This is a genomic window from Chryseobacterium aquifrigidense, assembly GCF_006716485.1.
In the GTDB taxonomy this organism is placed as follows: Bacteria; Bacteroidota; Bacteroidia; order Flavobacteriales; family Weeksellaceae; genus Chryseobacterium; species Chryseobacterium vietnamense.
Window position 1 is genome coordinate 2,664,448 of the sequence record NZ_VFPD01000001.1, and the last position, 24,249, is coordinate 2,688,696.

The following is a 24,249-nucleotide window of genomic DNA, read 5'->3' on the forward strand; positions in this document are numbered from 1 at the left end:
ACTTAGCTCATTGGCCAAAGTCCATCATAAGATGAATTTCCATACGTAATGCTTTCAGCACTTACTACAAAGCTGATCAGCATATTATTACTATCAATGGCATCGAAGTCTACTTCATGCTGGATTACATATCCGTTTTCCCACTTCAAAGAGATCAATGTTCCTTCTTCGTGAGATTTATTAAAGTTGATTTCTCCGCTTGTTGGTTTATATTTACTGTTTAATAAACTTTCTAAAACATCAGATTTTTCTGTTGCTTCAATTGTTACTTTAATCAATGCATTTGACGGGTCAGATGCTACACGTCCTGAAACGTCTGTAGACCTTGACACGCTATAGTTAAGCTTTAACAACTTCTGACCTTCACCTCCATTGAATTTTAAGATTCCTCTTGAATTTCCTGCCATATTCTTACATTTTAATCATTAACGACTGTTCCCTGATATAGGATTTATATAACAAAGATAAAGTTCATGTTCTAATTTAAAAAGTTTTTAGGGCACTGTTTGAGAAATTGTAGTAGTTCTACGACATTTTAAAATTCTATACAACAAAATAAAACAGGAATTTTAATCTAACAAATTATATTTTTTATTAAAATTTTCCTATATATTAACAAACAAAAAATCAAAACACAAAAACAGTTCACAATTAAATATTTACTGCTGATTTTAATAGTTAATGGTGTTTATACAGATACCCAATTATCATAATAACCAGGTTGACGACCACCAAAGCCATTAAAGTTTTACTATATTTTCTTTTTTTATCAATAAAACTTACACCAAGGATCAAAAAAAACAACAGTAAAGTATATACCGCAGGATACAGTTGAAATGCTTCTGAAAACTTTCCTTCAAATACCAGCACGATTGCTCGCTGAGCACCGCAGCCAAGACATTCTATCCCCAGGTATTTTTTACTGGGGCAGGTAAGCATAAAATCATTGATATCCATTTCTGCTGTTTTACAGATTATTTGTGGTCATTAAGTAGAGATTTTGGCTCTGGTATACTGATGCGGAAAAAAGCAGTCTTCTTTCATTTCAAAAGATCCCTGAACAGCAATATAAGGATTTCTCAGGATTTCTCTTGCTACAAAGATAAGATCAGCATCACCTTTCTGAAGGATTTCCTCAGCCTGTTCTATTTTGGTAATCAAACCTACCGCTCCCGTTTTCACTTCCGCTTCATTTCTTACCTGCGAAGAAAAAGGAACCTGATAACCTTCGAAAACCGGAATTTTAGCTCCATGAATATTTCCACCACTGGATACATCGACTAGGTCTACGGCATGCTCTTTTAAAATTTTTGCCAGCGCTACACTGCTCTGAATGTCCCAGCCATTTTCAGCATATTCCGTTCCTGAAATTCTTACAAAAAGAGCTGTATTTTCGTTCAGTTCTTCATTAACAGCATCTACAATTTCGATCAGAAATCTGATTCTGTTTTCAAAACTTCCTCCATATTCATCCGTTCTGATATTGGAAAGCGGCGACAGAAACTGATGAATCAGATATCCGTGAGCACCATGAATTTCGATAATATCAAACCCGGCTTCCACTGCTTTTCTTGCTGCTTTTTTAAAATTCTGAACCTGTTCTTTTACCTCCTCTGTCGTCAATGCATGCGGAATTCTTTCTGTGGGGTGATAAGGAATAGGGCTTGGCGCCACCGTCTCCCAACCTTCCTCCACAGGAATCTGTATATTATTCCATGTTGACCCTTTCCTTCCGGCATGAGCCAGCTGGATTCCTATTTTACTTTCTGAATTTTTGTGTACAAATTCTACAATTCTCTGTAATTTCTCCGCGTGTTCATCATTCCAGATTCCCATGCAGTGATTGGTAATTCTTCCTTTGGGTTCTACTCCTGTTGCTTCTACAATCAAAAGGCCTGTACCGCCCTGCGATCTGCTTCCGTAGTGTACAAAGTGGAAGTCGTTGGCCTCCCCGTTTTCACATGAATACATACACATAGGTGACATTACCCATCTGTTTTTCAACTCTATATTTCTAAATTTTATCGGTGTATATAACATTTTTTAATCTTAAAAAATTGAACTTTTGGCCGGAAGAATAAAGTATTGCCCACTTCATTAAAAAGAACTACTTTTACCCCCCTTTTTTAGTTGACAATATATGAAAAAAGACATACAGATCAGTTACGAATATTTTAAAAATAGCAGTGAGCTGAGCGATATAGAAAATACATTATTTGAAAGAGCCAAAGAGGCTCGTGAGAATGCTTATGCGCCCTATTCTCAATTTTTGGTAGGCTGTTCCGTATTACTGGAAAACGGCGAAATCTATTCCGGGAACAATCAGGAGAACGCAGCTTACCCATCAGGACTTTGCGCAGAAAGAACTACTCTTTTTTGGGTAGCAGCCAATTTTCCGGATGTGCAAATAAAAAAGATCTTCGTGGTAGGAGGTCCGAAAGAGTTTCATGAGAAAAATCCTCCGATCCCACCGTGTGGAGCATGCCGCCAGAGTTTAATAGAGTATGAAACCAAACAGAATGAAAATATTGACCTTTATTTTTCAAGCATGAATGAAGAGGTTGTAAAAGTACATGCAGTGAAGGATCTTCTTCCTTTTTATTTTGATTCTACATTTTTGTAAGGAAAGTAAAAACCTGATTTTTAAACCCTGCCTTGGTTTGAAATCTTGACAGGGTGTGAAGCAAAAACTTCGCATTGATTAGTCGTAAATGAGTGTTTCAGTTAAATAATATAAGAAACCTAACAGGTTTTGGAAACCTGTTAGGTTTGTATGGTAAAGAATAAGATTTGAATATTATAGAATAAGGATCAGCATAAAAAAAGCTGTCCTATATTGAAACAGCCTTTCTTTTTTATTCTTCTTCAGATTCTAACTCGTCATCTTCGTCTTCATACTGCTCCAGATAGTAGCTGAAACTAAATTCTTCAACTTCTTCTTCAGCATCCTCCAGCGTTGTCAGAAGGTCTTCAAATATCTCAAGCTGATCTACAGTCATGTTGACGAATTCTAAATGGAGGGGCATTTCCAGATTACCGGTAATAGTATCGAAAAGGGCATCAAGATTATCGCCAAAATGCTCAGGAAGTTGAACTTTCTCCTTTAGCTGGGTATAAAAATCTTCATAGTCACCTATGTCTGTAAAATCTATATATACTGTCTTCATATTGAATTAAATTTCCAATTTTTATTGATTAAAAAAGTTTTGCATTTTTTGCAGAAATCCGTTTCTTCATTCGTGGGATTCTTGCCTTCTGCATCTCTCATAAAACACATTTTTTCCGGGCAATGTGGCAACCCTTGTGTATGACCAAGCTCGTGAATGGCAATTTTATAAAACTGCTCATCCCGGTTTTCTTTACTCAGTCTGAAATTTGAAGCAACGCAAGCTTTTCCTGGTCTATAGCCCAATCCCATGATTCCAAAGTCCTTTATCTTTCCTCTGGTGGCACTGATATCCTTTGAGGTCAAACCAATTACAACAAAGCCTTCTTTTGTTTTGTTATTTAAAAACTTAATAATTGAATCTGCTCTATATCGGTTTCTCTCTTTATAATAAGTATTTGCCGGAAAGTCTATCGCATTCAGAACTTTTACATTCGGGTAAATATTTTTTATTTCTTCAGCTATTTTTACTACAGTGTCCTGATTGATATCTTTAAACGGCTGTATGAGTATTGTTACGGCTGGTTTTTCTGCCTTTTCCTTTACCCCCTTCTTTTTTTCCGAACATGAATGCATCAGAAATAAGATGATGGTAAAGTACAAAAAGTTATAATTTTTCAAAATTAAGATTTATAATAATTACAATGCAAATTATACATTGGTCATTGCGAGGAGCACTGCGACCAAGCAATCTCAAAAAACATCCATAATACTTTCAACATCTCCTGTGAGGTCTTTCCAATCAGGATTTATACTATTTATTAATCCAGTTTCTTTTGTCTCGAACCTGCTTTTATTTGTTTTTCTCTAAATATAGCCTCACCTATTTCCTGAAAGGATTCCCAATACACCAGTATATACAAATTATATCTTGAAGTAAAGCTTTGTGAATAGTATGATTCTTTATTTTGCTGAACACGTTTTGGCAGGTTTGAGGTAACTCCTGTATAAAGAACTGTGGATTTTTATTCGTCATAATGTAGACAAAACCTGCTTTCACTTGTGATTCTTTTATAGAGATTGATCCTTCACTACGTTCCTCGCAATGACATTACTGTTTTTCAAAACTTTTATAATGGTTTTTGGTAAGATACACATCACCGTTCCGGGTATAGATGATACGGTCTGCATTTCTTCCGCCGCAATGATAGTTTACATCGGCTTCAAAATACTTTTCTCCATTCGGTAAACGTCTTTCTCTGTTTCCGAAATGATCTCCACCAATCGCTTTTCCGGGAAGTACATCACAAAGATTTCCTTTGGAAGGACTCCAGCCCTGTTTTCTGGCTTCATTTTTAGTGATATAATAATCTGGCAGCTTATGATTTTTTTTCACATAGCTGATCACCGTTTTTTCTTCTGTAAGTTGATCTATAGAAACCTGGGCAGAGGAATTTCCATCCGAAGAAGTACTTCCATAGCTCACTGTTTCTTTTTTTGCAGAACCTGACTGATCTTTTTTATCTTCAATAAAGTTCCTGTAGACATACATCACAGACATTCCAAAGAGAAGTCCCAGACATATAAAAAATACAGATCTTATTTTTCCGTTCATACCTGTTATTTATTGTAATGCTATTTCTATGCTCGCCATTCTTCAGGAATATCGCAAACCGGAATAGGATCCATTTTATGTTTCGCAGCCTTATGCATTCTGTCGAAGATCTGGAAAACTTCTTTATCTCTGCCTTCGTAATCATCAGCCGTTTTCGTTCCGTATTCTTTCTGGATTTTCTCCAGTTCCGGATACGTAGCACCAATCTGCTGTTCATCTGTTCTGTCCACATCCCAAAGTCCATCAGTAGGAATTGCTTCCTGGATACTTTTGATCAGATTTAGTCCTCTGGCCAATTCATACACTTCAGTTTTATAAAGATCAGCAATTGGAGAAACATCTACTCCACCATCACCATACTTTGTATAAAAGCCGATTCCGAAATCTTCCACTTTATTTCCTGTTCCACAAACCAGAAGTCCGTTCAGCTGTCCATAATAATACAGAGTAAGCATTCTAAGGCGTGCTCTTGTGTTGGCAAAAGCAAGTTTCTCATTAGGGTACAGATCGTCTTTTACATCGAATGTTTTATAAAGCTCCTCAAAGGCAGGTGTCAGATCAACTGACATTGTTTCCACGTTAGGAAATCTTGATTTAAGATCATTCATATGATCCTGTGCACGACCTACCTGATCGGCTTTCTGACGGATCGGCATTTCGATCAGTAATGTTTTCAAACCGGTCATTGCTGCCAGTGTAGAAACCACTCCGGAATCTACTCCTCCGGAAACTCCGATTACATATCCGTTTACTCTTGCTTTTGTAGCATAATCTTTTAACCAGCTTACAATGTGATCTATCACTTTCTGTGTCTGCATCGTTTATATTTTAGATTTAATTATTTTTTATCTCTTGCCGGAGGTGGCGGAAGAGAATCTTGTATTCTTGTATCAGGATCTACGTTAACTATTTCTCCTTTAAAATCTTTTGGCTTTATAATATCTGCTTTTTTTAGTTCATTTCCATAAGTTACTACAGAAACCAAGTCGGAATTTTTAGAAATATCTAATTTTCTAATATGGTTTCCTTCCACTGTAAGCCATTTCAATTTCGGTAGATTTTGGACATCTAATTTCTTCAAATTATTGTTCCCAATATGAAGTGTTTCTAATTTTTTGAGATGATCTACATTTATTTCAGAAATATTATTATCAGAAACGTTCAGATAATCAACTTCTGGGCAGTCCTTTACAGATATACTTTTCAGTTTATTACTATTGATATCGATACTGTAAAGGTGAGGTATATTTTCGACTTCAAATATAGTTAAATCACAATTTCCGCAATGAATTATTGCTAAGGTCGGATGATTTTTTATGATAAGATTTTTTATAGGGAAGTCTCCCAAAATTAACTTTCTTGCCCTAAACAAGTACACATCTTCGTAGGATTCAATTTGGATTCCTTGAAGATTGATTGTCGTTACAGATGCATATTCATTTTCATCTATTATACCATTTTTGTTAGTATCATACCTACTCAATATTACCTTTTCAAAAGTTTTATCCTTAAATTGAATTTTTTGGGAGAAAATAATTAATGGACAAAATATTGTTAATGATAAAAATTTATTCATAGTCAGTTATAATTTTCACGTTTCAGTTCATACCAGAAGCAAATTCCGTCCGGTTCTTCAAACTCTCCGGTTTTTTCAAAGCCTAATTTTCTTAAAATATGGTTGGAAGCGTCATGTTCAGAATGAGCATAAGCATAAATAACGTCTGCATTCAGGTCATTAAAGCCATAGTTTAGAGAAGCTATTCCGGATTCTACAGCGTATCCTTTTCCCCAGCATTCAGGCAGGAAACGATATCCAAGTTCCAGTACATTTTTGTATCCATTGGTTTCATAAGTCAGTAATTTTAATCCGCTCCATCCTATCAGAAGTCCGCTTTCTTTTTCTACCACTCCAAGTCTTCCTACCCCATTCTCCTCATACTGTTTCTGAATCATGCTGATCACTTTTTTTGATTCATTGACGTCCGTCAAAACCGGCACACCAATATATTTCATGACTTCAGGATTGGAGTCCAGCAGAAATATGCGTTCAAAATCTTCATCTTCAAGTTTTCTTAAAATCAGTCGCTCTGTTTCTATTTTCATAATCATTAGTTTTTATTCTTCAGCACCAAAAATAGTAACTTCTGTTTTTGTGCCTTTCTTTATATCTGTTTCTCTTATCTTATTTCCCATGATATTAAGGGTTTGTAAGTCCGGATTACCGGAAATATCAATTTTCTGAAGGTTGTTATGTTCTAAGTTCAGTTTTCTTAAGACTTTAAACGGAGTCAGATCAATTGTTTTTAATCGATTTAAAGATAATGTTAATTGATTAATTTTTGGAATCCCTGTCAATGAAATACTTTCCAACAGATTATTATCCAGATATAATGAGGTTAAATTTTTCAGATTTACAGCTTTAAATGAAGAAATTTTGCATCCTGTACATGAAAATAATTCCAGCTGATCCAGATTGCTTATCACCACATTAGAAATCACATTATCATCAATGACAATCATTTTTACATTTTTAAAAAATTGCAAATCTTCTGCAGAGGTAATTCCTTTCTGAACAAGGAACAGATTCATAACCATCCCGGCTTCCGGGGATTCAATCATTCCGTTTTTGTTCATATCAAAATTTTCCAGTACAGCTTTTTCAAAGTTTTTGTCTTTAAATTCAAGCTTTTGCCCATAGAAAAAAGAAAGCCCTGAAATAAAGCAAAGGGTTGTAAATATTTTAATTTTCATCATGAATTGTGTATTTAATCCTTATTTTTGTAAACTTAAATTCCATGTAAAAATAATGAAGATTTTTAGATATATTGCGCTTTCTTCTCTTTTAGCTGCCGGACTTATTTCCTGCAAAAAAGAACCTGAAAATCAATGGAAGGTAGAAGTCAAACAAACTGCCGAAAAAGTTGACATCACAGATATTTCCAAAGAATTTTACAATCCGAATGTTCCTCTGGATCAGTTTAAGGCTCAATTTCCATGGTTTCAGGGAAGTGTTTCTGATGCCGATTTTGGCAAAAGAAGAGCGGATGCTGAAGAGATAAAAATCTACAAGGAAGCTATCGGAAAAATAGATCAGGCAAAACTGCAAAGTGAACTTCAGAGTTTGTTTTCACATATCAAATATTATTTTCCACAGTTTAAAAATCCAAAAGTATATCTGTTCTCATCTGCTCTGCAAATGGTCCAGGATCCCATATTTTATGATGAGAAAGGGAACCTTTTATTTATAGATGTTACCGGTTTTATGGGCGATGGAAATGCAAATTATAAAGGACTGGAGCTATATTTTCAAAAATCGATGAACCCGCAGAATATTGTTCCGAAGGTATCACAGCTTTTTGCTGAAAATATTGTCACAGAATCTCCTGACCATCAGAAATTCATTGATCAGATTATTCTGAACGGAAAAGTAATGATTCTTCAGGATGCTTTTCTTCCAGATACACCTGATTATCTGAAAATGAATTATACTCAAAAGCAGTATGAATGGGCAACAAGCAATGAAGCCAATATCTGGAATTATTTTGTAGAAAGTAATCTGATCTTCGGAGATGATCCAAGGCTGGGGGAACGCTTTATTTCACCCGGACCATTCTCGAAATTTTATACAGAAATTGACAATGAATCGTCACCACAAATCGGAATTTTTACAGGATGGCAGATCTGTAAGGCATATCTTAAGGAAAAACCTGAAACAAAGTTGACGGAATTCCTGAAAATGGATGCTACCACAATTTTTAACCAATCCGGTTATAAACCGAAACTTAAATAAGAAAATTTAGAATTTAGAAAAAATAGAAAAATGAGAAAGACTCAGATTACGATAGATGTAGAGCTTGATGAAAATCACGTACCGGAAAATATTACATGGAATGCACAGGATGGCGGTATTGACAAACAAGATACCAAAGCAACCATGATTTCCGTATGGGATGATAAAACAAGAGAAGCGTTAAGAATTGATCTTTGGACCAAAGAAATGCCTGTAGATCAGATGAAGATGTTTATCCACCAGATTTTAATATCTTTAGGAAGCACTTATCAGAGAGCGACAGGTGAAGAGGATGTAGCGCAGTGGATGGAGGAAATTGCAGAAGAATTTGCTGTAAAATCTGCTATTAAGTAAAAAAAGACAATTGCAATAAGCCAGAGGCAGTAAGCGGTAAGCTTTTTGCATTCAGCTAGAGCAAATTTTAATAAAAAACAATGAACATTAATCAATAGAATATATGTACTTAATGTTCAAAGCCTAAAGCAAAAAATTATGAATTTTAATACAAAAGTAATTCACGGAGGGCAGCACCACGAGTCTGCAACAGGTTCTGTAAATGTACCTGTATTTTTAACCTCTACATTTGCACAAAAGAGCCCGGGAGTACATTCCGGATATGAATATTCAAGAGCTGCCAACCCTACAAGACAGGCATTAGAGGATTCTTTGGCAAGTATTGAAAACGGAGCGAGAGGCTTAGCTTTCGGTTCCGGTCTTGCTGCGATCGACTGTGTTTTGAAATTATTAAATCCAGGTGATGAAGTAATTGCTGTAGATGACCTTTATGGTGGTACATACAGAATGTTCACAAGACTTTTCGAAAAATATCAGCTGAAGTTTACATTCGTGAATTTTGATGATGTTTCTAAAATTGCTGATGTTATCACAGATAAAACCAAACTGATCTGGGTAGAAACTCCAACAAACCCTTTGATGAAACTGGTAGACATCAAAGCAGTAGTGGAAATTGCAAAAGGGAAAGATATTTTAGTAGCAGTAGACAATACTTTTGCTACTCCTTATATCCAGAGACCTATTGACTTGGGAGCTGACATTGTAATGCACTCTGCAACAAAATATTTAGGAGGACACTCTGATGTGATTGCAGGAGCACTTATTGCTAAAGATGCTGAACTGGGAGAAAAACTTCACTTTATTCAGTTTGCGAGTGGTGGTATTTTAGGCCCTCACGATTCTTATCTTGTATTAAGAGGGATCAAAACACTGGCGTTGAGAATGCAGAGGCATTCTGACAATGGACTTGCAGTAGCACAATATCTTGAAAATCATCCTGCTGTAGATAAAGTAATTTATCCGGGGTTAGAATCTCACCCTCAGTATGAACTGGCAAAATCTCAGATGAAGGAAGCTGGAGGAATGGTTTCATTCACTTTTAAATCCGGAAAGAAAGAAGATGCTATTAAATTCTTGGAGAAAGTAAGAGTATTCACCTTAGCAGAATCTTTAGGAGGTGTAGAGTCTTTGGCTAACCACCCTGCTCTGATGACTCACGCTTCAATCCCGGCAGAAAAACGTGCTGAATTGGGAATCACTGATGACCTTGTTCGTTTAAGCGTAGGTATTGAAGATGCAGAAGATCTTATTGCGGATCTTGAGAAAGCTTTTTCTTAACACACTATAAACTAAAATGAGAAGGGTTAATCAATCCTTCTCATTTTATTATAAACACCATCTCATACTATGAAGAACACAAGAAAGGCATTCATTTCCGACCTGCCGCAACTGGCTGAATTATTTGACCAGTACAGAATATTTTATCATAAGACTTCAGATATTCCCGCAGCAACCAATTTTCTGAAGGAAAGACTTCAAAATAAAGATTCCGAAATTTTTGTGGCGGAAGAAAATGGTAACCTGACAGGTTTTGTACAATTATATCCTATATTTTCATCTACAAGAATGCAGCGCTACTGGCTGCTGAATGATCTCTACGTGAATGAAAACCATAGAGGAAAAGGCTTTTCTAAAGAATTAATTGAAGAATCCAAAGAACACTGCCGTTCCTCCAAAGCATGTGGTATTCTTTTAGAAACAGGAAAAAGCAATGATATCGGAAATAAGCTTTATCCAGCCTGTGGCTTTGAACTGTATGACTCCGTGAATTTCTACGAGTGGAGCAATTCATGAGTAATAAGTAATGAATAATGGGTAATACATAATTTTACACGAATCACGGAACCCGAATCCCGAATCCGCACCTCAAAATCAATTTATAAAAACAAAAATAACATGACCGATTTTCAAAAATACATTCAAAGATATTTAGATCAGATTCCCTTAGGAAACTGGATCAACGAACTGCAAGTATCAGCAGACAAAACTATCGGAATTTATTCCAACCTTACCGAAGAACAATCTAATTTTGCCTATGCAGAAGGGAAATGGACATTAAAAGGACTTCTACTCCACTTATCAGATACAGAAAGAGTTTTCCAATACAGGATATTAGCTTTCGCCAGAGGAGAGAAAAATAATCTTCCGGGATTTGATGAAAATGAATATGCAAACCAATCCTTCGCCAGTGAAAGAACTCTTGAATCTCTTCTGGAGGAATATAAACTGGTAAGAAAATCTTCCCAAATTCTATTAGAAACACTTCAACCTTCTGCTCTACAAAATACAGGTACAGCCAACGGCCATGAAATTTCTGTGGAAACTATCGGAAAGCTTATTATAGGACACAATTATCACCACCTTAACATTATTGAGGAAAGGTATTTATCGAAATTGGGATGGATGTAAAAGTTGAAAAATATGGTTGAATTATTATAGGTTCTGGCTAAAGCCATAGGATTTTTTATCTCTGAATTAAATGGGCTAAAGCCCATTTCTATTGAATAGAATACCATCTCTAATAATTCATGAAATCATATCTTAATGACATTATACAAAAAATGTAATACATTTATCATTAAAATATCAATAGGAACGGGCTTTAGCCCGTTTTAATATTATATACCATTCCTTTGGCTTTAGCCGAAACTTAAAAAACATTACTTTTGATAAAACAACACAAATGGCTTTTATCAAAATTTACATTCATCTTGTCTTTTCTACAAGAAACAGAGATCCGTTTCTCAATACATTTGACATACGTTTTAAGGTCTGGAAACATATTAAAGAATATGCTACAGAAAAAGGAATATTTTTAGATATGATTAATGGATATTCAGACCATTGTCACTGCCTTATTTCTCTAGGTTCTGATCAGAACATTGAAAAAATTGTACAATTAATAAAGGGAGAATCATCACATTGGATTAATAAGAATGGTCTTGTAAAAGGAAAGTTTTCATGGCAGGATGAATATTTTGCAGTCTCCGTTTCTGAATCTATGGTAGATTCTGTAAGAAATTACATTAAGAATCAGGAAAAGCATCATCAGAAAAAAAGCTTTGGTGAAGAGTATAGGGAATTTATTGAAAGATATAATTTTATAATGTAAATAGGCAGATAAGTTTTGGCTAAAGCCAATACATTTATGCCTATCATTTAAATGGGCTAAAGCCCATTTCTATTGAATTTGATATTTCACCGATTTTTTTTTGATTTATTTCATGACTTAAAACATCAATAGGAACGGGCTTTAGCCCGTTTTATCATTATACAGCATTCCATTGGCTTTAGCCAAAACCTATTAACAAAACCATATTTACACTCCATTTTTTTGCCTGAAATTCTTATATTCTCTACCTTTATCCACTCTTTGAACTTATAGACAATTATGGAACATATTATCGAAATATTAAAATCCGGGGGAACAATTCTTTACCCTACAGATACTATATGGGGAATTGGTTGTGATGCCACCAATATAGAAGCGGTCAACAAAATTTTCGACATTAAGAAGCGCGAAAAAAATAAATCCATGATCATCCTTGTAGAGTCTGAGAAAAGACTTCAGGATCTTGTGGATGTTCCTGAGATGGCCTGGGAAATTATTGACCTTAGTGAAAAGCCGGTAACTATTGTTTATGAAAACCCCAGAGGCTTGCCTAAAGAACTTCTTGCAGAGGATGGAAGTATAGGAATCCGATTGGTAAAAAATGATTTCTGTAAAAAGCTGATTACAAAACTGAACAGACCTTTGGTATCTACTTCCGCCAATTTCAGTGGTGAAAAAAGTCCGCTAAAATTCTCTGATATTTCTGAGGAGATGATCAGCCTTGTAGATTATGCAGTGGAAGAAGACAGAGAAAAGATTTCAAAATACTCAGGCTCATCAGTGATCAAAATATGGAATGACAACAGGATAAAAGTTCTTCGGGAATAAAAATTCTGAACTTTTATGTTTATTTTTTAGAGTCTTGCCCGTTCATATCGGCAGGATTTCTTTTTTTTAATTCTATCTTTGCAAACTCAACTCATAAACTATTTGCTATGAATCATCACGAATTTGCTCAAATTTGGATCAATGCGTGGAATTCTCATGATCTGGAGGATATACTTTCCCATTATTCTGATGATATTGAGATTACGACTCCTATGATTGCACTGGCTACTGGTGGTAAAGAAAGTTCTTTAAGAGGAAAAGAAGCAGTTCGTGGATATTGGAGAAAGGCATTGGATAAGTTTCCGGACCTTCATTTTGATCTGATTCATTCCACGGCAGGAGTAGATTCGGTAGCATTATTTTATAAGTCGATTATGGATAAGCATGCTGTTGAAGTTATGTTTTTTAATGAAGAGGGAAAAATTAGTAGAATGTATGCTCATTATGATTAATGGGTAACATACGTAGAAATTGTCACTATTATTAACGATGAAAATTAATCTTAATCAAAATAAGAATTTAAAACTATTTAAAATCATTTCTGAAGCAGCAGAAAGGAATAATCAGTCCGTATATATTGTGGGTGGTTATGTGCGGGACCTTCTGATGAACAGAAAAGCATCTACAGATATAGACTTTGTAACTGAACAAAGCGGTATTGAGCTTGCTCAAAAGGTCGCTCAGGATATAGATCCTAAATTGAAGGTTTCGGTATTCAAAACTTATGGCACAGCCATGATTAAGTATAAAGAACTTGAGCTTGAGTTTGTGGGAGCAAGAAAGGAAAGCTATACAGAAAACAGCCGGAAGCCGGAAGTGGAAGGCGGAAGCCTGGAAGACGATCAGAAAAGAAGAGATTTTACCATCAATGCAATGGCTATTTCTTTAAATAAAAATAATTTCGGAGAACTTATTGATCCGTTTAACGGAATCGAAGATCTTGAAAAAGAAATTTTAAGAACACCGTTAGAGCCCGCTCAGACGTATTCTGATGATCCGTTAAGGATGATGAGAGCAGTGCGTTTTGCTTCTACTTTAAATTTTAAAATTGAGGAAAACTCTTTGAAAGCAATTCAGCAGGAAGCAGAAAGAATCACGATTGTTTCTATGGAAAGGATCATGGTAGAGTTCAACAAAATCATGCTATCTGAAAAACCGTCTATCGGACTTAGGCTGATGGAACAAACCGGTCTTATGAAACTGATTATTCCTGAACTGATCGAACTGAAAGGCGTAGAAGAAGTAGAAGGACAAACCCATAAGGACAACTTTTATCATACATTGGAAGTAGTAGATAATATTTCTGTGAATACCGACAATCTTTGGCTCCGTTGGTCTGCCCTGCTCCATGATATTGGAAAAGCTCCAACCAAAAAGTTTGTAGAAGGAACAGGATGGACATTTCACGGACATGAATTCTTGGGTTCAAAAATGGTGAAAACACTTTTTCAAAGATTGAAATTACCTTTAGGAAGTGATATGAAATATGTTCAGAAGATGGTGAAGCTTTCATCAAGACCTATTGCACTGATTACTGATGATGCTTCAGATTCTGCGTTGAGAAGGCTTTTATTTGATGCAGGAGAAAATCTTGAAGATCTTTTCACCCTTTGCAAAGCAGATATTACCACTAAAAACTCTAAGAAGCAGGAGAAATTCAAAAGAAACTTTGAATATGTAGCCGTAAAGATCAAAGAAGTAGAGGAAAAAGATCAGGTAAGAAACTTTCAGCCCCCTATTACCGGGGAAGAGATTATGGAAATGTTTAATCTTAAGCCGGGCCGTGAAATAGGTATATTGAAAGAGAAAGTGAAAGAAGCTATTCTGGAAGGTGAAATTCCTAATGAAAAAGAAGAAGCAACAAAATTTGTGATTGCTGAGGCTGAAAAGCTGGGGTTAACTCTATAATTCAACAATTTATATTAAATAAAAGACCGGCGGGATGTTCCATCCCGCCGGTCTTTTATTTTGATAAAACAAAGCCGGCCGGTTTCTTCGAAACCGGCCGGAAAAAAACACAAATGATGAAAAAATAAAAAATTATTTCTTTATAGGTTGTCAAACATTACGGGTTCAGGTATGTTCCACTAGCACCGATACCTCCTGTTTTAAAAGAACTGATCTGAGCACCTGTAACTGCTGAATATACTACCATTTCACTATCCTGTGTGAACTGCTTAACGTCTGATGCAAAAATCCTTCCATCGATAACATTAAATCCGTATAGTGTAAAGTAAGGACCGCCATCTGCAGCTGTCAATAATGGAGTTGCAGGGATCGCAGGGATCGCTAAACTTGTTGTATATACTTTATTGGCAGAGCTGAAGTAGATTTTATCATTGTCAATCTGAAGGTTTGTAGCACTAGGAATTCCTGTCAGCGTAATTACCGGTGTAATAGCTCCAGTACCTGAAATTTTATAGATATAAGAATCTGTAGCTGTTGAAGAAATCGTATAAACATTCGATTTGTATGATACCGTATTTCCGATCTGACCGTTTGGAACTGTAATTTCAGTTTTGCTATCATTAGAAGTATTGATATAAGTAATCTTATTTCCAAATCCTGATGAAGCATTTTGTACGAAAACATTTCCTCCGGCTTCTACTGCTTTATCAGAAACTTCAGTCATATTGATTTTGCTTACAAATGAATAGTCAGAAGCTTTATACTTTGTTACACTTTGAGTATGGGCAACGAAGTTGGTGTTGGTAACATAAATAAAGTCATTAGCAAAAGTAATCCCTCTTGGATTATCAAGCTGATCAGTAATTACGGCTAATTTTTTGAATGTATAACGGTCTACTACTACAATTTTATTTGAGTTATTTACCACAAGATAAGCCTTGTTTCCGTTAAGACCAATAGTCTGAAGAACATCCCCCAGGATATCTTTATTGTTATTATAGCCATATATATCATCCTGCTTAAGGCTTAAATTTCTTGTCACGAATGTTACCTTAGCTCCCTGGCTGTTATAGTTTCCTTCATTGGAGATAAAATATCCGTTCTGATAGGTGATCGGAGAAACTTCAATCTCGTCAGAACTACTTGAACATGAAGAAATGTTAAACAATAACACTACTGCAAATAATACAGTTAAAAGTTTAGTTATTTTCATATGTACTCAATTTTAATTTTTAAAAATTTATTGCTGCATACACACTATAATTTCTTTTTGGTAAAGGATAGAAAGAAACCGTTTTATAGTATGTATTGGTTAGATTATTCACTTTAAACCCTAAGGTATATTTCTTGGCCAAAGTTGCAGAAACTCCCATATTTAAAAGAAAATAAGGATCTATGGCATCTGATCTTTTTTCATCACTTGTAGTATACGTAACGCCATTCAGCTGTCCCTGTGCAAAAAGTTTAAAGAAACCATATTCGTAATCTATATTGGCATTTCCTCTGTGCATAGGAACGTAAGGTCTCTGCATTTTCGTTTCTTTGTCAATAGACTTTGCATAATAGTATCCTGCATTGGCCCGGATTTTATGATTACCCCATTGTTTGCTAAAGGACAGCTGGGATTCTAATCCGTAGGATTCAGCTTTATTGACATTAAATGCCTGCCAGTATCCTTTGGCCGTTGGAAGCCATGCAATAAGATCTGTGATGTTCATATAGTATGGAGACAAAGTAAGGCTGAAATCTCCTGCTTTGAACTCATTCGTCATATCGAGCTGGGTAGAGGTTTCCGGTCTCAGGTCTTTATTTCCTCCCGGTTCATAGTAAATATCATTAAAGGATGGAAATCTGAAGTTTTTTGATACATTAAGGCTTACATCATACCATTTTGCAGCACTCCATTTTCCGGAGAATGAATACATCAACGGTGACTTCACGTCTTCTACAAAATCTTTTTTAAAACCACCCTCAAAACGCAGGTCTTTTGTTGCAAAATATCGTAACAGTCCCGAAACAGAACCAATATTTCTGCTGACACTGGATATTCCGCTCTCATATCCTTCGCCTTTATTAATCTGAAACTCTCCGATGATATTAAAGTTCCATTTTGAATTCAGGAAATAATTAAAGTCATTTTTAAAGATATAATTTTTCCCGGTTCCACCACTTGATTTAGGCTGGTTTAACGAACCGAAATACTGAAAATTCTCTTCCGTGTAGGCTGCTTTAAGGGAATTACTGAACTTCGCTTTGTTCCAGTCCCAGGAAAGAAGACTTCTTACACTCTGAGTCTTATATTTCGTTTTTGTTCCTGTTTCCTCATACACGGGAAAACGCTGTGAAGAATCAAAAAACTGGCTCTGCCACGAAACTTTATGATCGTTTGTGATTTTATAGGATGCTCCTACATTGAACGTTGTATTGTAATAATTTCCGTTTCTGTTGATATAGTTCAGATCACTTACCTTATAATCATTTTCACTTACAGAATAATTTCCGGAAGCTTTAAAACTGAACTTATCATTGCTGTAAGAACCTTTTACAAAATTATTATAGGTATTAAATGAAGCAATTTCAGAGAATACAGAACCATGGAAGCCTTTATTAAAATCAAGGATATTATTCAGGTGAATACTTCCCCCGATGGCGCCACTTCCGTACACTACACTTCCACCACCGGCTTTGATACCGATCTGATCATAGCCGAACAAAGCAATATTATTGATATCTCCCTGTCCCAGAAAATTAGAATTGATATTAATCCCATTCCATACAAATGCAGTCTGCTGAGCGGTAGTTCCCCTGAAAGAAGGTGAAGAAACGGCACCGCGGCCATTTTCTTTAATAAAAACCTGTGACTGAAATCTAAGAAGTTCAGAAAGATTACTGGAGTTTTTCTCAGCCTCTTCTGCCGAAATTATTTTTACGGGATGAAAAAGTTTCACCCTATTCATCTGATTGTCGAAGACATAAACAGTATCGATGGCTTTCTCTTGTGCAAAAAGAAAACAGCCATACGATGAAAAAAGCAGTACTAAAGATCTTTTTATATCCATACTTTTTTACTTTTCCTCCGAAAGCAATATGTTTTTAAATTATAATTCCGGCAGGTCTCCTGACTTTCGCATTCTGCTCCTTCCCGTTATTAAACAGTGGTTTTTTGCAGAAACTTGTGTTGCGATTTACAGTTGCGGGGACAGTCCGGGAGTTACACCCGATTCCCTTTTCATTCCAAAATACTGGAAACCAAAATTTTTGCAAAGATAGTTTTTTATATGTATTTGCCAAAAACCACGCTTGCCAATACAAATGCTATCCTATTTTTGCTATATACATCAAAAAGAACGGCCGCTTTCAATATTGAAAACAGCCATTCATCCCACTACTTTACTATTTATATATGTTACTTTTTAATAAATTTATAAGGCTCCTGTTGTACTCCTTTTACAGAATATTGTAAAATATAATCTCCTTTCAGCAGAGATGAAACATCAATCTGACCTTCTACAGTATTAAATGATTTCACCTTCTGTCCAACCATATTATAAATTTCTGCTTTCTCTATTTTTTCTTTTCCTTTAAAATATAGGATATCCGTCACAGGATTAGGATAGATCCCCATAGTATTTCTCTCTTTTACAGCATCATTCACCGATAAGAATCCAGAAGTATCCAGATAAAAAGCAATCATTTGACCTGAAGCATTCGTTCCTGACCCTGCAATTTTCTTTCCGTCCTGTGAGATGGCAAGAGGAAGTCCCATTGTTACTCCATTAGTGGCAATTCCTAAAGATGCGGCATAATCATTCAGATTAATTCTTCCGGCAGCAGAGGTCCAGATAAAGCCTTCGCCTGACATGGGAGGAGCTCCAAATGCCCTGTAATATCCGATCACTTTTTTTCCATCAGCAGAAATTCCTGTTGCTCCTCCTTTAAAGCTGAAAGAAGCATTTGGGTGCGTTATATAAGTAAGTCCGCTTACTGCATTCCATACATAGGGATTAGGATTTGCTGACCCTATTATTGTATTTCCATCTGCAGAAATACCTCCTGCTTCCCCCACATTATTCCCATTATTATCTGTAATAAAACTTTCTACTCCATCCTGCCATTTTGCTCCGCTTCTCGTTCCGGTTGGCTCATCCTGCCAACCTACAATTACTGTTCCTGCAGCATTTATTGCATTGGCTCTTGAGCTGCGCCCTGGAACGATACTTCCCAGATCCACCATTCCGTTTACTTCATCCCATTTTACTGCATGCGCATTCGCTGCGGTGAGAAAACCAAGTCCAACAATAGTACTTCCATTGGTTGACATTCCCCAGGTAGAACTTACACTGCCATCCCATCCGGTAGGAACAAGTCCACCTCTGTTTATCCATGTGGCTGTAGCTACATCATAAGTAGATATTTCATTGAATCCTGTTGCGGCATTGGTAACTGAAGATGAGATTTTGGCTCCGTCATTTGAAACAATCGTTCTGCCTGCAGCAGGATATCCGTTGGTTATAGAACCTATCTGTACAAGTCCTCCCGCAGCATTCCATTTATATATTCCTCCTGCACTTGTGTGCATGCTTACAACTCCATTATCCGATACTGCCCCTACGTTATAATTTCCCAAACCTATTACAGTAAGCTGCGCCTCTGCAAAACCAAATTTCAGGAAAAGACAAGCCGTCAATATTTTCATTGACATTCTGTAAAAATTTTTCATATTTTATTATATTTAACGTTTCGAATTGGTGAAAACAATATTAATACAATATTCACCCTGTCAAAAGAGATTGACTTTCATAATTCGTGAATTTTAAAAGAATTTTATTTTTAAAAACCTAACAACCAAACAGATACAAAACAACATTTTGAATATGGATTTTACCCGAATTATTCAAAAAAACACAAAAAACAAATTTTCAAGACAAAAATTATTTCAAACATTACTGTTTATTTTCATTTTCTGCTCCCTTATTACCAAAGGGCAGTCCGGTCCGGACTTCAATATGCTGGCAGATAAAGCATTTCTGAAATTGTATCAGAATCCCGACGAATGCATTAGTTATACCCAGGGAATTCTTGTGAGCGATCAAAATGCAGAACACAAAATTGTACTTCAGAATATTATTTCACAAGCTTTTGCCCTGAAGGGAGATTATGTACAGTCTGTCAATATTTTCGCTCAAAAAGAAGATGCCGGTCAGAAAAATGACCTTTCTTATTGTATGCAGATCTTCAGTGATTATAATCTTGCCGACCAGTACCAGAACCTGGGTTTGTACAATCAGTCAAAGAGAATTATTACCCATCTTTTATCAGATCAGAAACTTCTTAAAAGTAACGACTTAAGAATCACCACCGCAAAATTGTATCAGCTTCAGGCATTAAACTCCGGAATCAACAGAAACTATCCTGAAGCCTTACAAAACCTAGATAAAAGCAACCAATACCTTGGGAATCATAATGAAGAGAATAGAATTTTAAAAGTAGAAAACAGAATTTTCCGCGCTTTCTATTGGCTAAAGCAAAATAAACTCACTGAATATAAAACACTTATAGACAGTATTATTGCAAATCTTGAACAACAGAAAAACCAGCCATTTCTTTTAGGTTTGGCCTACGAAAACCTCTCCCAATATTATTTCCTGAAACAGGATTATGCAATAGCTATTAAAAAATTGGAAGCAGGGCTTCAATTGATAGAGAATCTTCCTTTTAATAATTTAAAAATTAAAATCTACGAATCCCTTTCCCGTAATTATTATGCCGTACACGATGATGCAAAATACCATCACTACAATAAACTTTGTAATGACTTAAAAACAAAAACAGATTCCAGTTCAAAAGAAGGAATACGATACCTTGTGAAGCTTGTTGAAACCAATCAAAACAAAAATATTGAATTTCAGAAACATCTGCTTCTACGATCTTCCTGGTCTTTAATCCTGCTTTTATCTTTGATAATTCTGAGTTTGCTTACTTATTTTTTACTCATCAGAAGTAAAAATAAAGACTTAAAAAAACAGTTTGATTTCTTTGAAAAACAGATCAGCCGAAAACCTCAACCCATTATTTCAAACAAAATAACTCCAGCAACAAAAGATTCCGGCACAACAAAAATATCCAGGGAAAAAGAAGATGAAATTCTCCAAAAGTTACAGGAATTTGAAAAATCCGACCGGTTTCTGAATAAAAACATGTCTTTGTCTCTGCTTTCGTCTCAAATGGAAATCAATACAAAATACCTTTCAGAAATTATTAATAATAAGGAAAAAAACTTCAACGGATATATCAACAAACTTAGAATCAATCATATTGTACAGTTACTGAGAAATGATGCTGCTTTTCTTAATTATAAAGTAAGTTATCTGGCAGAATATTCAGGATTCTCATCACACAGTGCATTCACTACTGTCTTCAAATCCGTTACCGGAATGTCTCCCTATGCCTATATTCAGGAAATCAGTAAAACCAAAGCCTTATGAAATTAATTTTTAAAATAATAGTGCTGCTGGTTGCCTTTTGTAATTGTATGAAGGCACAAAAGATACCTGATAGTGTTTTAATGAAAAAGGCTAAACTTGAAATTTATGACAATCCGGATAACACCATCAGGATCGGAGAACAGCTGCTGAAGAAATCTCAGGATATAAAAACTTCTATTAACCTTTATATGCTGCTTTCAACAGCCAATATTGCGAAAAGAAATTTTGAAGAGTCTTTACAATATATTTTAAAGGCAAAAGAACTTTCCCAGAAAACCAATGATCCCAGAAGCCAGGCAGGAGTTCTCATCTCCGTTGCTATTCAGTATCAGCAAATGGAACTTTTCAACAAATGCCTTGAAACACTGAATGAAGCAGAACAGCATATTGCAAAAATCCCTGAAAAAAATCCTGAGAAATACGTTGAAACGGCTGCAAGCTACGCTATAAGAGGAATGGTCTATAAAAGCCAGTCAAATTCGGAAATTGCTTTGGAAAAATTCCTGATTTCCATACGGAATTATGAAAAGGTTCCCGTGAAGAGAACCACCTATTCCAATATGAGTGTGGTGTATTATAATATTGGATATTGTTATCTAAACCTTAATCAAATTGATAATGCGCAGGAAGCTTTTCTGCAGGCTATCAACTATGCCCGGAAAAATTATGCGAAAAGTCTGGAAGCATTCGCTTTGAAAGGACTTGCTGAAATACATAAACAAAGACATGAAAATCAATCAGCAATAAGCCTTTTATTAAAAGCCGAAGACCTTTCTAAAAATACCGGAGATATCATTCTGAATGAAGGACTTTATAAAGAATTAGCTGAGAATTATCTTGCTGTGGGACAACAGAATCTTTATCAGCAGTTTAATAAAAAACACTTGGAAATGCGATTCAAAAGAAAGCAGAATGAACTGAAATCCATTAATCAGGTGATCGATAACCACAACAAGGAAACAGCATTGAAAAGTGAGAAACTGAGATCTGATGATCGGTACATTAAGATAGGTTCCGTTTTCCTGGGCTGTATTTTGATCGTTCTGCTTTTATATTCTATTGTAAAAATCAGGAAGGAAAATAAGAAGTTTCACAAAGAGATACAGCAAATGATAAGAACGTCATAAGCTATAAAAACAAAAAACACCCCAAATTGGGATGTTTTTTATACTGTAGCTGTTTAAACTTATCAAAAAAATTTGTCGAACCATTAAGGATTATTTAAGAAATAAAGTATAGTTAAGATAAATCATTCTGATTTTTAAGCTCAAAGCGAAGCTCATCTTAATACTCTCGACACCTTAATACAATCTTAATGTTTCAAAAAATAAACGTTTAAACAGATTTGTTCTATAATTAATTTATTTACCAATAACTTCGGTAATCGGGTTACCTACATTTCCACTTGGAAACTGAATTTTCAATAAAGAAGAGACTGTAGGAGCAATATCCGTCATGTGATATTCTTTGTTGCTTTCTCCCTGTTTCACTCCCCAACCCATAAAGATCAACGGAATATGAGAATCGTAAGAATTCCACACGCTGTGCGTAGTTCCTGTTTTAGAATATGGAGGGAGCATAGAATCATGAGAAATTAACTGAATATCTCCACTTCTCTGTCTGTTGATTCCATTAATAATTCTTTGTTTAATTGGCTCCGGAATACTTGACTCCTGAACTTTGTCTACAGAAACAGCATATAAAACGGTAGGATCTTTTTCAATTTCTTTTACAGCAAAGTTTCTTACATCATCCAATTCAAGCTTGTTGTCTGCCAATACTTTTCTGTCGAAATAAACCTGATAATTATCAATGGCATTAACCAGTTTATCTGCCCCGAATTTTTCTTTCAGTTTCTGGTTCAGATTTTTTTCTGCATCTTCTCCGAAGAAACCAGTCGGGATTTTATGTTCTTTAAGGAATCCTACAGAATGTGCTCCACCATGGTCAGCAGAAAGGAAAACGGTATACTCTCCTTTTCCTACCTTTGAATCAAGATACTTGAAGAATTCTGCCAAATCCTGATCTAGTCTGATATAAACATCTTCCACTTCAATAGAATTCGGTCCGAATTTATGTCCTGCATAATCTGTAGATGCCAGGTTGATGGCTAAGAAGTCTGTGATAGTATCTCCACCCAGCTTTTCACCTTCTACAGAAGCTTCTGCCAACTTCAATGTCAGCGTATTTCCGAAAGGGGTGTAACGGATATTATCTTTTTTAGTCTGGTAGTCTTTTGCTAGATTACTGTAAGGGAAAGTAGGTGTTTTTGCACTTCCCAGCAAACCTTCCCAAGAAGAATTGTCCGGTGCGCTTTCTGTATATTCGTTGATTGGAAGTAAAGTATTCCAGCCATTGGCTACTAATTTTTCAGGAAGATTCTGAGAGTTGAATGATTTTACCCACTGAGGAAGATCATTCATATACCACGTACTGGTAATAAAGTTCCCAGTACTGTCATCAAACCAGAAAGCTCCGTTTGGAGTATGTCCCGCAGGAAGAATGGAAGCACGGTCTTTTAATGAAACACCGACTACTTTCCCCTGAAAGTTGGTCGCCAGTCTCAATTCGTCAGTTACTGTGGTAGACCAAAGGTTTTTTGGAGAGTGGCTTCCCGTTTTTGTATTGGTAGTTCCTACTGGCTGAACACTGTCATCTGCTGTACAGTAAACTCCTTTACCTGTTTCTTTATCCGTCCAGTCATTTCCGGCAATTCCGTGAATGGCAGGTACAGATCCTGTATAGATACATGTATGTCCCAGTGCCGTAATGGTAGGAACATAAGGAATATGTACATTGTTTAAAGAATATCCTGTATTCAAAAGTCTTTTGAAACCATCATTTCCATATTTACCATAAAAACGGTATAAATAGTCCCAACGCATCTGGTCTACTACCAGACCAACGACTAATTTCGGTCTTTCCAGTTGGGTATTTCTGTTCTTCTGTGCATTGATTGTAACTACGGACAATAAAGTAGCTGCCGCAATTGAAATGTTCCTAAGCATCCAAGTAAATTTTTATTGATGACAAATTTAAGGGTTTTGAAAG

Annotated in this window: 27 protein-coding genes and 1 riboswitch; of the genes, 12 read left to right on the forward strand and 15 right to left on the reverse strand. The window is 35.7% G+C overall.

Translation table 11 applies throughout. The features are described from left to right. Positions 1–2 precede the first annotated feature (2 nt). The 3 genes from tssD to namA form a co-directional block, all read right to left on the reverse strand. On the reverse strand, positions 3–407 hold the full coding sequence (gene tssD, locus FB551_RS11850; RefSeq protein ID WP_002977458.1) for a type VI secretion system tube protein TssD: 405 nt from the start codon (positions 405–407) through the stop codon (positions 3–5). Between the two features lie 271 nt (positions 408–678). Beyond that, positions 679–957 carry a DUF2752 domain-containing protein gene (locus FB551_RS11855; RefSeq protein ID WP_047434262.1) on the reverse strand — a complete coding sequence of 93 codons (279 nt, stop codon included), beginning with the start codon at positions 955–957 and terminating at the stop codon, positions 679–681. A gap of 30 nt (positions 958–987) precedes the next feature. Next, complete coding sequence (gene namA / locus FB551_RS11860; RefSeq protein ID WP_142017666.1) at positions 988–2,040, reverse strand: NADPH dehydrogenase NamA; 1,053 nt, start codon at positions 2,038–2,040, stop codon at positions 988–990. 100 nt (positions 2,041–2,140) lie between these two features. On the opposite strand from namA, the gene FB551_RS11865 reads away from it, so the two are divergent. Continuing rightward, positions 2,141–2,623 (forward strand): cytidine deaminase, encoded by a 483-nt coding sequence (locus tag FB551_RS11865; protein WP_142017668.1) that lies wholly within the window; start codon positions 2,141–2,143, stop codon positions 2,621–2,623. Positions 2,624–2,855: 232 nt separating this feature from the next. On the opposite strand, the gene FB551_RS11870 is transcribed toward FB551_RS11865, so the two are convergent. From FB551_RS11870 to FB551_RS11905, 8 genes are all read right to left on the reverse strand, one after another. After that, entirely contained in the window at positions 2,856–3,167 is a 312-nt protein-coding gene (locus FB551_RS11870; RefSeq protein WP_047434272.1) for a barstar family protein, read from the reverse strand. Continuing rightward, the gene (locus tag FB551_RS11875; protein WP_226798678.1) at positions 3,164–3,787 is read right to left on the reverse strand and encodes a Zn-dependent protease; all 624 of its coding nucleotides are present in this window, start codon (positions 3,785–3,787) and stop codon (positions 3,164–3,166) included. The genes FB551_RS11870 and FB551_RS11875 overlap by 4 nt, the downstream gene beginning before the upstream one ends. Positions 3,788–3,927: 140 nt before the next feature. Next, positions 3,928–4,095, reverse strand: coding sequence for a GIY-YIG nuclease family protein (locus tag FB551_RS23620; RefSeq protein ID WP_310018383.1), 168 nt, complete (start codon positions 4,093–4,095; stop codon positions 3,928–3,930). Positions 4,096–4,217: 122 nt separating this feature from the next. Beyond that, positions 4,218–4,721: a ribonuclease domain-containing protein gene (locus tag FB551_RS11885; protein WP_142017669.1), complete on the reverse strand. Its 504-nt coding sequence runs from the start codon at positions 4,719–4,721 to the stop codon at positions 4,218–4,220. 26 nt (positions 4,722–4,747) lie between these two features. Next, positions 4,748–5,539 (reverse strand): NAD(+) synthase, encoded by a 792-nt coding sequence (nadE, locus tag FB551_RS11890; RefSeq protein ID WP_047434281.1) that lies wholly within the window; start codon positions 5,537–5,539, stop codon positions 4,748–4,750. Positions 5,540–5,559: 20 nt separating this feature from the next. Next, positions 5,560–6,297, reverse strand: a complete 738-nt coding sequence (locus tag FB551_RS11895) for a leucine-rich repeat domain-containing protein (RefSeq protein ID WP_142017670.1) — start codon at positions 6,295–6,297, stop codon at positions 5,560–5,562. 2 nt (positions 6,298–6,299) lie between these two features. Continuing rightward, a complete protein-coding gene (locus tag FB551_RS11900; RefSeq protein ID WP_226798679.1) occupies positions 6,300–6,824 on the reverse strand; it encodes a GNAT family N-acetyltransferase in 525 nt (174 codons plus the stop codon). Between the two features lie 12 nt (positions 6,825–6,836). Beyond that, positions 6,837–7,475 (reverse strand): leucine-rich repeat domain-containing protein, encoded by a 639-nt coding sequence (locus FB551_RS11905; protein ID WP_142017672.1) that lies wholly within the window; start codon positions 7,473–7,475, stop codon positions 6,837–6,839. A gap of 52 nt (positions 7,476–7,527) precedes the next feature. On the opposite strand from FB551_RS11905, the gene gldB reads away from it, so the two are divergent. From gldB to FB551_RS11950, 9 genes are all read left to right on the forward strand, one after another. Next, a complete protein-coding gene (gldB, locus tag FB551_RS11910; protein WP_185097561.1) occupies positions 7,528–8,511 on the forward strand; it encodes a gliding motility lipoprotein GldB in 984 nt (327 codons plus the stop codon). Between the two features lie 30 nt (positions 8,512–8,541). After that, entirely contained in the window at positions 8,542–8,865 is a 324-nt protein-coding gene (gene gldC / locus FB551_RS11915; protein ID WP_034695059.1) for a gliding motility protein GldC, read from the forward strand. A 135-nt stretch (positions 8,866–9,000) separates the two neighbouring features. Further along, positions 9,001–10,143, forward strand: a complete 1,143-nt coding sequence (locus FB551_RS11920; protein ID WP_262711506.1) for a cystathionine gamma-synthase — start codon at positions 9,001–9,003, stop codon at positions 10,141–10,143. A 69-nt stretch (positions 10,144–10,212) separates the two neighbouring features. Continuing rightward, positions 10,213–10,659, forward strand: a complete 447-nt coding sequence (locus FB551_RS11925) for a GNAT family N-acetyltransferase (protein WP_142017674.1) — start codon at positions 10,213–10,215, stop codon at positions 10,657–10,659. Between the two features lie 102 nt (positions 10,660–10,761). Next, the gene (locus tag FB551_RS11930) at positions 10,762–11,274 is read left to right on the forward strand and encodes a DinB family protein (RefSeq protein WP_142017675.1); all 513 of its coding nucleotides are present in this window, start codon (positions 10,762–10,764) and stop codon (positions 11,272–11,274) included. Positions 11,275–11,548: 274 nt separating this feature from the next. Further along, the gene (tnpA, locus tag FB551_RS11935; protein ID WP_142017676.1) at positions 11,549–11,977 is read left to right on the forward strand and encodes an IS200/IS605 family transposase; all 429 of its coding nucleotides are present in this window, start codon (positions 11,549–11,551) and stop codon (positions 11,975–11,977) included. Positions 11,978–12,256: 279 nt separating this feature from the next. Then, complete coding sequence (locus tag FB551_RS11940; protein ID WP_142017677.1) at positions 12,257–12,805, forward strand: L-threonylcarbamoyladenylate synthase; 549 nt, start codon at positions 12,257–12,259, stop codon at positions 12,803–12,805. Positions 12,806–12,912: 107 nt separating this feature from the next. Further along, positions 12,913–13,257, forward strand: coding sequence for a nuclear transport factor 2 family protein (locus FB551_RS11945; protein WP_142017678.1), 345 nt, complete (start codon positions 12,913–12,915; stop codon positions 13,255–13,257). A gap of 37 nt (positions 13,258–13,294) precedes the next feature. Next, on the forward strand, positions 13,295–14,713 hold the full coding sequence (locus tag FB551_RS11950) for a CCA tRNA nucleotidyltransferase (RefSeq protein WP_142017679.1): 1,419 nt from the start codon (positions 13,295–13,297) through the stop codon (positions 14,711–14,713). A gap of 157 nt (positions 14,714–14,870) precedes the next feature. On the opposite strand, the gene FB551_RS11955 is transcribed toward FB551_RS11950, so the two are convergent. The 3 genes from FB551_RS11955 to FB551_RS11965 all read right to left on the reverse strand — a co-directional run bounded on the left by FB551_RS11955 (position 14,871) and on the right by FB551_RS11965 (position 19,433). Continuing rightward, positions 14,871–15,926 (reverse strand): DUF5074 domain-containing protein, encoded by a 1,056-nt coding sequence (locus FB551_RS11955; RefSeq protein WP_047434313.1) that lies wholly within the window; start codon positions 15,924–15,926, stop codon positions 14,871–14,873. Between the two features lie 19 nt (positions 15,927–15,945). Next, positions 15,946–17,772: a TonB-dependent receptor plug domain-containing protein gene (locus FB551_RS11960; RefSeq protein ID WP_142017680.1), complete on the reverse strand. Its 1,827-nt coding sequence runs from the start codon at positions 17,770–17,772 to the stop codon at positions 15,946–15,948. Positions 17,773–17,804: 32 nt separating this feature from the next. Next, positions 17,805–17,982, reverse strand: a riboswitch (cobalamin riboswitch). A gap of 137 nt (positions 17,983–18,119) precedes the next feature. Next, on the reverse strand, positions 18,120–19,433 hold the full coding sequence (locus FB551_RS11965; protein ID WP_142017681.1) for a T9SS type A sorting domain-containing protein: 1,314 nt from the start codon (positions 19,431–19,433) through the stop codon (positions 18,120–18,122). Between the two features lie 154 nt (positions 19,434–19,587). Between FB551_RS11965 and FB551_RS11970 the strand changes: the two genes are divergently transcribed. Beyond that, the gene (locus tag FB551_RS11970) at positions 19,588–21,198 is read left to right on the forward strand and encodes a helix-turn-helix domain-containing protein (RefSeq protein ID WP_142017682.1); all 1,611 of its coding nucleotides are present in this window, start codon (positions 19,588–19,590) and stop codon (positions 21,196–21,198) included. An 80-nt stretch (positions 21,199–21,278) separates the two neighbouring features. Further along, on the forward strand, positions 21,279–22,325 hold the full coding sequence (locus FB551_RS11975; protein ID WP_226798680.1) for a tetratricopeptide repeat protein: 1,047 nt from the start codon (positions 21,279–21,281) through the stop codon (positions 22,323–22,325). A gap of 234 nt (positions 22,326–22,559) precedes the next feature. Here FB551_RS11975 and pafA read toward each other — a convergent pair whose 3' ends face one another. Beyond that, entirely contained in the window at positions 22,560–24,206 is a 1,647-nt protein-coding gene (gene pafA / locus FB551_RS11980) for an alkaline phosphatase PafA (RefSeq protein WP_142017683.1), read from the reverse strand. Positions 24,207–24,249: the final 43 nt, after the last annotated feature.

Excerpts from the sequence above, each read along its gene's own strand:
- gldC (WP_034695059.1), top strand. The coding sequence starts at position 8,542 with ATGAGAAAGACTCAGATTACGATAGATGTAGAGCTTGATGAAAATCAC.
- FB551_RS11975 (WP_226798680.1), top strand. The coding sequence starts at position 21,279 with ATGAAAAAGGCTAAACTTGAAATTTATGACAATCCGGATAACACCATC.
- FB551_RS11940 (WP_142017677.1), top strand. The coding sequence starts at position 12,257 with ATGGAACATATTATCGAAATATTAAAATCCGGGGGAACAATTCTTTAC.
- FB551_RS11925 (WP_142017674.1), top strand. The coding sequence starts at position 10,213 with ATGAAGAACACAAGAAAGGCATTCATTTCCGACCTGCCGCAACTGGCT.
- FB551_RS11930 (WP_142017675.1), top strand. The coding sequence starts at position 10,762 with ATGACCGATTTTCAAAAATACATTCAAAGATATTTAGATCAGATTCCC.
- FB551_RS11905 (WP_142017672.1), bottom strand. The coding sequence starts at position 7,475 with ATGATGAAAATTAAAATATTTACAACCCTTTGCTTTATTTCAGGGCTT.
- FB551_RS11955 (WP_047434313.1), bottom strand. The coding sequence starts at position 15,926 with ATGAAAATAACTAAACTTTTAACTGTATTATTTGCAGTAGTGTTATTG.
- FB551_RS11945 (WP_142017678.1), top strand. The coding sequence starts at position 12,913 with ATGAATCATCACGAATTTGCTCAAATTTGGATCAATGCGTGGAATTCT.
- FB551_RS11970 (WP_142017682.1), top strand. The coding sequence starts at position 19,588 with ATGGATTTTACCCGAATTATTCAAAAAAACACAAAAAACAAATTTTCA.
- FB551_RS11960 (WP_142017680.1), bottom strand. The coding sequence starts at position 17,772 with ATGGATATAAAAAGATCTTTAGTACTGCTTTTTTCATCGTATGGCTGT.
- FB551_RS11870 (WP_047434272.1), bottom strand. The coding sequence starts at position 3,167 with ATGAAGACAGTATATATAGATTTTACAGACATAGGTGACTATGAAGAT.
- FB551_RS11965 (WP_142017681.1), bottom strand. The coding sequence starts at position 19,433 with ATGAAAAATTTTTACAGAATGTCAATGAAAATATTGACGGCTTGTCTT.
- tnpA (WP_142017676.1), top strand. The coding sequence starts at position 11,549 with ATGGCTTTTATCAAAATTTACATTCATCTTGTCTTTTCTACAAGAAAC.
- FB551_RS11900 (WP_226798679.1), bottom strand. The coding sequence starts at position 6,824 with ATGAAAATAGAAACAGAGCGACTGATTTTAAGAAAACTTGAAGATGAA.
- FB551_RS11950 (WP_142017679.1), top strand. The coding sequence starts at position 13,295 with ATGAAAATTAATCTTAATCAAAATAAGAATTTAAAACTATTTAAAATC.
- FB551_RS11885 (WP_142017669.1), bottom strand. The coding sequence starts at position 4,721 with ATGAACGGAAAAATAAGATCTGTATTTTTTATATGTCTGGGACTTCTC.
- FB551_RS11855 (WP_047434262.1), bottom strand. The coding sequence starts at position 957 with ATGGATATCAATGATTTTATGCTTACCTGCCCCAGTAAAAAATACCTG.
- namA (WP_142017666.1), bottom strand. The coding sequence starts at position 2,040 with ATGTTATATACACCGATAAAATTTAGAAATATAGAGTTGAAAAACAGA.
- gldB (WP_185097561.1), top strand. The coding sequence starts at position 7,528 with ATGAAGATTTTTAGATATATTGCGCTTTCTTCTCTTTTAGCTGCCGGA.
- pafA (WP_142017683.1), bottom strand. The coding sequence starts at position 24,206 with ATGCTTAGGAACATTTCAATTGCGGCAGCTACTTTATTGTCCGTAGTT.
- nadE (WP_047434281.1), bottom strand. The coding sequence starts at position 5,539 with ATGCAGACACAGAAAGTGATAGATCACATTGTAAGCTGGTTAAAAGAT.
- tssD (WP_002977458.1), bottom strand. The coding sequence starts at position 407 with ATGGCAGGAAATTCAAGAGGAATCTTAAAATTCAATGGAGGTGAAGGT.
- FB551_RS11865 (WP_142017668.1), top strand. The coding sequence starts at position 2,141 with ATGAAAAAAGACATACAGATCAGTTACGAATATTTTAAAAATAGCAGT.
- FB551_RS11895 (WP_142017670.1), bottom strand. The coding sequence starts at position 6,297 with ATGAATAAATTTTTATCATTAACAATATTTTGTCCATTAATTATTTTC.